The 8,703-nt window shown below is 70.0% G+C and carries 10 protein-coding genes; 3 read left to right on the top strand and 7 right to left on the bottom strand.

Translation table 11 applies throughout. From position 1 onward, the window contains the following. The first annotated feature begins 45 nt into the window (after window positions 1-45). Window positions 46-1,602 (top strand): succinic semialdehyde dehydrogenase, encoded by a 1,557-nt coding sequence (locus tag ACFWPJ_RS17100; protein ID WP_378852384.1) that lies wholly within the window; start codon window positions 46-48, stop codon window positions 1,600-1,602. Between the two features lie 35 nt (window positions 1,603-1,637). Next, window positions 1,638-2,465, top strand: coding sequence for an SDR family NAD(P)-dependent oxidoreductase (locus ACFWPJ_RS17095; protein WP_378852382.1), 828 nt, complete (start codon window positions 1,638-1,640; stop codon window positions 2,463-2,465). A gap of 67 nt (window positions 2,466-2,532) precedes the next feature. On the opposite strand, the gene ACFWPJ_RS17090 is transcribed toward ACFWPJ_RS17095, so the two are convergent. The 4 genes from ACFWPJ_RS17090 to ACFWPJ_RS17075 form a co-directional block, all read right to left on the bottom strand. Continuing rightward, window positions 2,533-2,823, bottom strand: a complete 291-nt coding sequence (locus ACFWPJ_RS17090; RefSeq protein ID WP_378852380.1) for a hypothetical protein — start codon at window positions 2,821-2,823, stop codon at window positions 2,533-2,535. Between the two features lie 58 nt (window positions 2,824-2,881). Next, window positions 2,882-3,145, bottom strand: coding sequence for a hypothetical protein (locus ACFWPJ_RS17085; RefSeq protein WP_378852378.1), 264 nt, complete (start codon window positions 3,143-3,145; stop codon window positions 2,882-2,884). A gap of 354 nt (window positions 3,146-3,499) precedes the next feature. Further along, window positions 3,500-4,315, bottom strand: coding sequence for a putative protein N(5)-glutamine methyltransferase (locus tag ACFWPJ_RS17080; protein WP_378852376.1), 816 nt, complete (start codon window positions 4,313-4,315; stop codon window positions 3,500-3,502). 33 nt (window positions 4,316-4,348) lie between these two features. Then, window positions 4,349-5,221, bottom strand: a complete 873-nt coding sequence (locus ACFWPJ_RS17075; RefSeq protein WP_378852374.1) for a YdcF family protein — start codon at window positions 5,219-5,221, stop codon at window positions 4,349-4,351. Window positions 5,222-5,391: 170 nt separating this feature from the next. Between ACFWPJ_RS17075 and ACFWPJ_RS17070 the strand changes: the two genes are divergently transcribed. Next, window positions 5,392-6,243 carry a bifunctional 5,10-methylenetetrahydrofolate dehydrogenase/5,10-methenyltetrahydrofolate cyclohydrolase gene (locus ACFWPJ_RS17070; RefSeq protein WP_378852372.1) on the top strand — a complete coding sequence of 284 codons (852 nt, stop codon included), beginning with the start codon at window positions 5,392-5,394 and terminating at the stop codon, window positions 6,241-6,243. A 27-nt stretch (window positions 6,244-6,270) separates the two neighbouring features. Here ACFWPJ_RS17070 and ACFWPJ_RS17065 read toward each other — a convergent pair whose 3' ends face one another. The 3 genes from ACFWPJ_RS17065 to ACFWPJ_RS17055 all read right to left on the bottom strand — a co-directional run. Beyond that, complete coding sequence (locus ACFWPJ_RS17065) at window positions 6,271-7,344, bottom strand: hypothetical protein (protein ID WP_378852371.1); 1,074 nt, start codon at window positions 7,342-7,344, stop codon at window positions 6,271-6,273. A gap of 110 nt (window positions 7,345-7,454) precedes the next feature. Further along, on the bottom strand, window positions 7,455-8,207 hold the full coding sequence (locus ACFWPJ_RS17060; protein ID WP_378852369.1) for a L,D-transpeptidase family protein: 753 nt from the start codon (window positions 8,205-8,207) through the stop codon (window positions 7,455-7,457). Between the two features lie 128 nt (window positions 8,208-8,335). Next, the coding region (locus ACFWPJ_RS17055) for a cyclodeaminase/cyclohydrolase family protein (RefSeq protein ID WP_378852367.1) at window positions 8,336-8,703 on the bottom strand (368 nt) is incomplete at its 5' end.

Raw genomic sequence — 8,703 nt, 5'->3', positions numbered from 1 at the left:
CCCATCTGTTGAGGAGAATGGCCGACAATGACGACAGCCCCCTAGCTGACCGCCGAACCAACCGCGCTGCCGACCGCGCTGGTCAAGCCCCTGTTCGACCGTGCGGTGGCGGGTGGCGCCGCATCGGTGCCGGTCTTCGCCCCGGCCACCGGACACAAGATCGGCGACCTGCCGCAGTCCTCGATCGACGACATCGACCGTGCCTTCGCCCTGGCCCGCCACGCGCAGCGCGACTGGGCCAAGGTGCCGGTCAAGCAGCGCGTGGAGATCGTGCGCCGCTTCCACGACATCGTGCTGGCCGAGCAGGACACCATCCTCGACATCGTGCAGACCGAGACCGGCAAGTCGCGCCCGCACGCCTTCGACGAGGTCGCCGACGTCGCGCTGAACTCGCGCTACTACGCCGCCGTCGCGCCCAAGCTGCTCGCCGACCGCAAGCCGCGCGGCGTGCTGCCGGTGCTCACCTCGGTCGACGTGCGCCACCGCCCCAAGGGCGTTGTCGCGGTCATCTCGCCGTGGAACTACCCGCTCGCGCTGTCGGCCTCCGACGCCCTGCCCGCCCTAGTCGCGGGTAACGCCGTCATCGCGCGCCCCGACAACCAGACCGCGCTGTCGGCGCTGTGGGCCATCGACGCCGCCGAGCGCGCCGGTCTGCCGCGCGGCCTGTGGCAGGCCGTGCTCGGCCGTGGCCGCGAGATCGGTGGCGACGTGATCGCGCGCGCCGACTACGTCGACTACACCGGCTCCAGTGCCACCGGCCGCACCATCGCCCAGCAGGCCGGTGAGCGCCTGATCGGCTACTCGCTCGAGCTCGGCGGCAAGAACCCGCTGCTCGTGCTCGCCGACGCCGATGTCTCCAAGGCGGCCAAGCTGGCCGTGCGCGCCTGCTACTCCTCGGCGGGTCAGCTGTGCGAGTCGATGGAGCGCATCTACGTCGACGCCTCGGTCTACGACCAGTTCGTCGCCGAGTTCGTCGGCAATGTCAAGAACATGACCCTCGGTGGCGAGCTCGACTACAGCAAGGACATGGGCTCGCTGACCTTCCAGCGTCAGCTCGACACCGTCACCGCGCACGTCGACGACGCCGTCGCCAAGGGCGCCAAGGTGCTCGCCGGTGGCCGCGCCCGTCCCGACCTGGGCCCGTACTTCTACGAGCCCACCGTGCTCGCCGACGTGGCGCCCGGCATGACGGTCTACCGCGAGGAGACCTTCGGCCCGGTCGTGTCGGTGTACAAGGTCGACTCCGACGAGGCCGCCGTCGAGGCCGCCAACGACACCGCCTACGGCCTCAACGCCAGCGTGTGGAGCAAGGACGCCGAGCGCGGCAAGGCGGTGGCCGCGCAGATCAACGCCGGCTCGGTGAACGTCAACGAGGGCTTCAGCGCCGCCTGGGGCAGCGTCGACGCGCCCTCGGGTGGCCTCGGCATCTCCGGCCAGGGCCGTCGCCACGGTCCCGAGGGGCTGCTGAAGTACATCGACACCCAGACCATCGCGGTCCAGCGGGTGCTGCCGATCGCGCCGCTGCCCGGCATGTCCGAGCAGATGTGGGCCAAGACGATGACGCTGGTCTTCGGCGTCATGAAGACGCTACGCCAGAAGTAGCGGCAAGCAGGAAACGAAGCAGGGGTAGGCATTACATGAAACTGGAGACGGTCGCGGGCAAGCGGGTGCTGGTCACCGGCGCCGCCATGGGCCTTGGCAAGTTGTTCGCCGAGACGGCGGTCCGTGAGGGCGCCGACGCGGTGGTGCTGTGGGACGTCAACGAGATCGCCCTGCGCGAGACCGCGGCGCAGCTGACCGCCCAGGGCGGCAAGGTGCACTCCTACGTCGTCGACGTGTCCTCGCAGGACTCGATCCGCGAGGCCGCCGACGCGGTGCGCAACGAGATCGGCGGGATCGACATCCTGGTCAACAACGCCGGAATCGTGCGCGGTAACACCTACTTCTGGGAAACCGAGAACCGCGCCGACATCGACATGACCATGGCGATCAACTCGCTGGCCCCGATGTACATCGCCCTGGAGTTCCTGCCGGGCATGGTCGCCGGCGCCGGACAGGCGCGTGTGCTCAACATCGCGTCCTCGGCCGGTCTGGTCGCCAACCCGCGCATGGCCGTCTACGCGGCGTCGAAGTGGGCGGCGCTGGGCTGGTCGGACTCGGTGCGCCTGGAGCTCGAGCAGGCGGGTCACGACCACGTCAAGTTCACCACGGTCTGCCCGACCTACATCAACACCGGCATGTTCGACGGCGCCAAGGGCATCCTGTTCACGCCGATGCTCGAGCAGGACGACGTCGTCGAGACGTCGTGGCGGGAGATGAAGAACGGTGGCGCCCTGGTGGTGCTGCCGTGGACCTCGCGGATGAACCGCGCGCTCACGGGTCTGCTGCCGATCAAGGTGCGCGACTTCTACCTCAACGCGGTGGGCGTGTACCACTCGATGGATCAGTTCACCGGACGCAAATAGGCACCGGAGGGGATGCCCCCGTCGACCGGCCGCGTACGCGGTTGTCGGCGGGGGCATCGTCGTTCAGCTACGCGGTGTGCCTGTTTACCGGATCGGTGACGAAGTGGCAGAACACCCGGATCGCCTCGGAGTCAGTGGGTGCGGAAGTGCCGGGGCCGATGAGGCTGGTCAGTTCACGCATGGCCTGGGGTGACGGTTTGAAGTAGCGGCGCAGGTTCTCGGCCTTGCGGTGCCGGGACTTGGCCATCAGTTCGGGCAGGCTCGCGCCGGATTCGCCGAGGTGTGTCAGGCCGGAATGGGCCGGAGTTCGTGCAGATCCCAGCCGGTGCCGGGCCCACTGGTGGCTGGCGGGCACCATATCCAGTGCCGTGTCATGGAGCGGTGGTGGTGACCAGAGGCCCTGCGATAGCTCGGATTCAGACCATTACCACGCAGGCGGCCCCCGGCGCGAGGCCGACGATGCTGAGGATCATGGCGATGCAGCCCGGAAAGGCAAATGGAGACAGCAGCCCTAAAGCGACAGGCTCGACCTGCACGGGGGAGGCCGGCGCGGAGATGTCCGCTATCTGGACGGGCACGGGGGATTCGGCTGGGGCTGCGGTAGCAATGCCTGAGCCGAGGGCGATCATCGGTGCGAGCGTTGCCGCTGCCACGGCTGCGCGAATTTTGTTTGTGGCCATGACGCTTCCTTTCAACGGATTGAGTTGGGGACGTCCTCGTCTGGTGAAGCCTTTCCCCTATGCGAGCGCTACTCCTTCAGTCTGCTCGGAGAGTACGCAGAAGTCCTTCATCCCTCGGGTTGAAAACACTCAGCCCTGGGGTCGAATCGACCAAGCGCGAACCGAACCGGAGACCGACCTCGAGCGGGTGCGGCGCCGCCAGATGCGCAAGCTGGCACCGATCGTCGACCAGCCGGCCTACGCATGCCGGCGGCGTAGGTGCGAGTGGAGTCCTTGGCAACTGTCAGCTGCCCCACGACGATCACCTTCACCTTCGGTCTTCGTCGGCTCGACTGCCATTCCGCGCTGCGACGCTCAGCGCGGATCGGCCATGCGGGTGCCGAGGACGACGGTGGCGTAGTACTCCTCTGAGTGCTCGACCCGCGGCACCAGACGGTGCTCCGCGAGTACCGCACACGCCGTGTCGACCTGTCCCGCCGACGTTTCCACGAGCACCGTCCCGCCCGGCGCCAGCCAGCTCGCCGCGCCCTCGGCGACCCGCCGGAACACATCGAGCCCGTCCGCACCGCCGTCGAGCGCGACCAGGGGTTCGTGCTCGCGCGCCTCCGGCGGCATATCCGCGACCCGCTCGCTCGGCACATACGGCGTGTTCGCCAGCAGCACATCGATGCGCCCCCGCAGATCGCCGGGCAGCGCGTCGAACAGATCTCCGCCGAACACCGGCGCGCTCAACGGCGCCAGATTCTCCCGCGCGCAGGCGACGGCCACCGGATCGATATCGGCGGCGACGAGCTCGACAGCGCACCCGCGGGCGGTGAGTTCGGTGGCCGCGGTCAGCCCGAGCGCCCCACAGCCACAACACAGATCGACCACGCACGCCTGGGCGGTCCCCGGCGCGACCCCGGCCACCGCCTGCTCGACCAGGAATGCGGTGCGCTGCCGCGGCACGAAGACACCGGGCCGCACGCCGACCCGCACCCCGCGGAATTCGACCCAGCCGAGCAGATATTCGAGCGGTGTCCCCGCGACCCGTTGCGTGACGAGCGCGTCGAGGCGGGCCGCGTCACCGGCGGCGGCCGCGAGCAACAGAGCCGCCTCGTCTTCGGCGAAGACACAACCTGCGGCACGCAGCGCGACGATCACGTCGGCGGGGGCGGCGGAAACACTCATGCAGCGATTGTCCCTGACCGGACAACCGATTTATCAGCGCGAGCTGTCGAGCTCGAACGTGCGGGTGGCGTCCAGGTAGATCCCGCGCTGCGCGGCCTTGGCGGGCGGCGGCAGCTGCGAGACCAGCTGTTCGAGCGAGGTCATCGCCCCGACGACGTTGGTTCCGGCCACGATGAAGTCGGCGACCGCGCGCCGGATGTGGTTCGGCGAGGTCACCACCACGGCACTGGTCGCGCCGAGATCACGCAGCATGCGGGTGCTGAACAGCGCGTTCTGCACCGTCGACCCCGCCCGGTCCTCCACGTGGATCCGCTCACCCGGCAGACCACGCCCGACCAGCCAGCGCCGCATCGCCTCCGCCTCGGAGATCCCGTTCTGCGGATTGCCGCCGGTGACGATCACCGGCGAGAACGGCGCGGCGACGGCCTGCAGCCAGGCCGCGGTGAGCCGGTTCTCCAGCTCCGGCCGCAGCGCGCCGTCGGGCAGCAGCCCGTAGCCGAGGACCACGATCCCGGTCTGCGGACCGACCAGCGCGGGCAGCGGATTGGGCAGCGTCGACGCCGCCGCGGTGACCGCGCGCAGCACAGTGGACGTGCCGGCGGCCATGCCCGCGTCGACCGCGCCCAGCCGGGCCATCGCCTCGCCGACCGCGGCGTGGTCGCCCGCGTAGTGCGACCAGATGGCCTGCAACGCGAGGGCCTCGACGTCGTCCGGATCGGCGGCGATGAGGGCGCGCAGATCGGCGCGGCCCGCGGCATCGTCACCGTCGGTGAAATGCCGCTGCGCGGAGTTGTAGAGCGCGGTCACGTCCGCTTCGGCGGCGGCGGGGCCGATGGCGGCGCTCGTGACCGCGGCGACCGCGGCGACGGCGGCAGCCACCTGTTTCCAATGCCTCGAGATCTTCACGACAGACGACACCCTTCCCGCGAACGGTTCGGCACGTGCTGGCAGAGCTGACGGCAGAGCTGCCGACACCCTACGACCGCGTGCGGCGGGCACCCCGGATCCCGACGACGTTCCGCGCGTCGCCGCCCGGTGGACCGCGCAGGGGGTAACGACGGATAAGCTGACCCACCGTGGATACCGCTTCGCTGACCGGCAAGGAACTCGCCGCCGCCATCAACGCCGACACGAAGGAGCGCGCCGCCGCGCTCACCGCCGCGGGCACCGCGCCGACGCTGGCGCTGATCGTGGCCAACGACGACCCGGCCAGCGCCTGGTATGTGAACTCCCTGCGCAAAGCCGCCGAACGCCTCGGGATCGCGTGCGAGCGCATCGATCTCGGCGCCGACGCGAGCGCGGAGACGATCCGCGCCGAGCTGACCGCGCGCAGCGCCGACCCCGCCACCGACGCGATCATGCTGCAGACCCCGCTGCCCGCCGGCGTCAGCCTCGACGACGTGAGCTCGGCGATCGCCGCGAGCAAGGACGTCGACGGCGTCAGCCCGCTGTCCCTGGGCCTGCTCGCCTCCGGCCTCGACGGTTTCGTCCCCGCCACCTCCGAGGCCGTGGTCGAGCTGCTGAAGCATCACGGCATCGCGCTGCAGGGCCGCCTGGTGACCGTCGTCGGCCGCTCCAACATCGTCGGCAAGCCCCTGGCCCAGCTGCTGCTGGCCGAGAACGCCACCGTCACCGTCGCGCACTCGCGCACCGCGGACCTGGCCGCGGTCACCACCCCCGCCGACATCGTGGTCGCCGCCGCGGGCCGGATCGGGCTGGTCACCGGCAAGCACATCGGTGACGGCGCCGTCGTGATCGACGTGGGCACCAACGAGGCCGCCGACGGTGGCATCGTCGGTGACGTGGACGCGGCCACGGTCGACGGCAAGGCGGCCGCGCTGAGCCCCGTCCCCGGCGGCGTCGGCCCGGTGACCACCGCGCTGCTGATGCGCCACGTGGTCGTCGCGGCCGAGAAGGCCCGCGCCTGAGCGGGTTTCGAGCGACCTCGATCGGGTCTAGCGCACCGGCCCGATCGAGGTGATCAACGTCTTCCCACCGACCTTGGCGGTGCCGACCAGCTGCGGGTTGTAGATGATCGGCGCCGAGTCGGGCCGGAACTCGGTGATCACCACGAAGTACTGTCCGGCGAACGCCGCGGGCGTGATCGACAGGCAGTGGGTGGTGCCCACCGGGATCGTGTCGATGCCCGCCTGGATATCGGCGCCGGAAGGCAGTGCGGCATCGCCGGACACCAGCGTCCGGGCCTGATCGCCGGACCGCGCAACGTAGTACGCGTGCTGGAACGCCAGGATGGCCGCGACACCGTTCTCGGTGCCGCCGGACCCGTTGCCCTGGATCTTGCCGCCGACCTGTTCGGCGGGACAGTCACCGGCGACCGGAACCGCGCTCGCGGGTGCGGGCTCGAGCACGGTACTCGCGGCCGCGGATTCCGGTGCGGGACCGCGCAATTGGTAGTAGCCGCCGCCGATCAGCAGCGCGCCCGCCACCGAGGCGGCCAGCGGTGCCGCCCAGCGCGGCGGGCGTCGCTTGCGCCGTGACCGGTCGATCATCCGCGCGAAGACCTCGTCGTCACCGGAATAGTCGGGCGTGGGCCGCGGCGCCGGTTCCTGCTCGGCCGTGACCCAGTCCGCCCAGGTGCCCGCGGGGGCGATGATGGGCAGTTTGTCGGTGCTCGGCCCGTTGTCGGGCTCGGTGCTCGCCACCGGCGGATCCGGAAGCGCGTGGCGCGCACCGGGATCGAAAGGCCCGCCGACGATGGGCAGCCGATCGGTGTCGTAATTGTCGGCCGGGGCGAGACTGTGCACGGGAGCGAACTGCGCGGTCCGCTCGGGCGCGTGCGCCGCGGACAGGGAGATCACCGGAATGCCCGCCGGTGTCGCAGGCCCTTCGACCCGGTGCCGCGGGCCGGTAACCGGCTGCGGACCAGACGTTTCGGTCAGCCTGCGTGGCCGTGGCGCACCCAGGTCACGACCGGGCCGCCACGGCGTGGCAGCAGTGAACGGATCACCGGCCGAACCGGGGTCGTGCTGTCGAGCCCCGGTCGGTCTGTGTGCATCCGGTCGATCCATCGCCCCACCTTCATCAGGGGAGTCGCCGTCAGGTTCCGTCCCGCAACGATTTCGTTACGGGCACGATACTGCGCTGACGGTGGGAACGCCGAATGCCACGAGGGAATTACTCACCAGTGAATGTAGACCGGGTCACCGATGCCGACATTTTCGTAGTACCAGGCCGCGTCACCGGGGGCGAGATTGATGCAGCCGTGGCTCACGTTGGCATAGCCCTGCGAGTCCACCGACCACGGTGCCGAGTGCACGAATACGCCACCCCAGGTGAGCCTTTCGGCCCATTCGCCGTCGATGATGTAGCCCTCGGGGTCGTCGAGCGGGATGCCGATGGTGCGCGAGTCGAACACCACGGACCGGAACTTCTCCAGCACCGTGAAATTGCCCGTCGGCGTTTCGAAACCGGGCTTGCCCATGGACGCGGGCATGTCGCGCACGACCTGTCCGCCCATGCTGACGATGAATCGGTGCGCCGACAGGTTCGCCTCGGCGTAGACGCCCTGGTTGGTCTGGAACTCGGTGCGCTGGTTGCCGAACTGCACCGAGATCGGTGAGCTCGCGGGCAGCGTGCCGGTCGGTGTCCAGCGCAACTGGGTGTCGTCGACCCAGGCGAAGGTGCCGGGCAGCGCGTCGGTGGACCGGATCGCCACGGCGCGTTCGGCGCCGGCGCGGTCGGCGACCGGCGCCGCGAAGGTGAACGTGACCGGCGCGGCGACGCCGACGACCTGTCCGTTCGCCGGTGATATCGCGGTGACCGTCGCGGTCGGAGTTCCGCCGATCAGGGCCGCCGATGCGGATCCGGACCAGAATGCGGCCAGCAATGCCGCCATGGCCGCGACGAACAGGAAACGAAGTGCGTTTCTCATAAACGCCACCCCTTCAGTCACTCGTAGGCGGATTCCAAGTCTAGGCCGCCATGATCAACTAGACCTATCGAAGTGGTAACGGCCGACAGGTCTTACGGTGTGTCGTCTTGTGTTTGCGCTGCCGTGATTCAGCCGCGTACCGCGTGCAGGACATCGGCGTGCAGGGCGTCCGCCCGGGCGGCGATCGTGTCGACGCGCAGCAGGGCCGCGGCGAACGCGTCGCCCAGCGCCGCGGGCAGCGAGCAGGCATTGATCTCGATATTGAGCTGCGAGCTCATGGCCGCCGCGCGGGCGGCGTCGGCGGCCGCGCCGATGTCGGTGACCACGTTGGGATTACCGATCGGCAGGAGTTCGGCGGCCAGCGACAGGATCTCGTCGGCCTCGTCGACCACCGCGGCGGGCACCCGCGCCGCCTCGACGAGCGCGGCGTTGTTGGGCGCGGGGCGGGCGGCGCTGAAGTGGGGGGGGTGGGTGGGGGGGTTGTTGGGGGGGCCCC

Source organism: Nocardia sp. NPDC058497 (assembly GCF_042720195.1).
Taxonomy (GTDB): domain Bacteria; phylum Actinomycetota; class Actinomycetes; order Mycobacteriales; family Mycobacteriaceae; genus Nocardia.
Note: the sequence above shows the minus strand (reverse complement) of the source record. Positions and strands in the feature narration are given on the sequence as shown.

What these genes read in the sequence shown, in the direction of transcription:
- ACFWPJ_RS17095 (WP_378852382.1), top strand. Translation starts at nt 1,638, where the DNA reads ATGAAACTGGAGACGGTCGCGGGCAAGCGGGTGCTGGTCACCGGCGCC.
- ACFWPJ_RS17090 (WP_378852380.1), bottom strand. Translation starts at nt 2,823, where the DNA reads ATGGTGCCCGCCAGCCACCAGTGGGCCCGGCACCGGCTGGGATCTGCA.
- ACFWPJ_RS17085 (WP_378852378.1), bottom strand. Translation starts at nt 3,145, where the DNA reads ATGGCCACAAACAAAATTCGCGCAGCCGTGGCAGCGGCAACGCTCGCA.
- ACFWPJ_RS17080 (WP_378852376.1), bottom strand. Translation starts at nt 4,315, where the DNA reads ATGAGTGTTTCCGCCGCCCCCGCCGACGTGATCGTCGCGCTGCGTGCC.
- ACFWPJ_RS17065 (WP_378852371.1), bottom strand. Translation starts at nt 7,344, where the DNA reads ATGGATCGACCGGATGCACACAGACCGACCGGGGCTCGACAGCACGAC.
- ACFWPJ_RS17060 (WP_378852369.1), bottom strand. Translation starts at nt 8,207, where the DNA reads ATGAGAAACGCACTTCGTTTCCTGTTCGTCGCGGCCATGGCGGCATTG.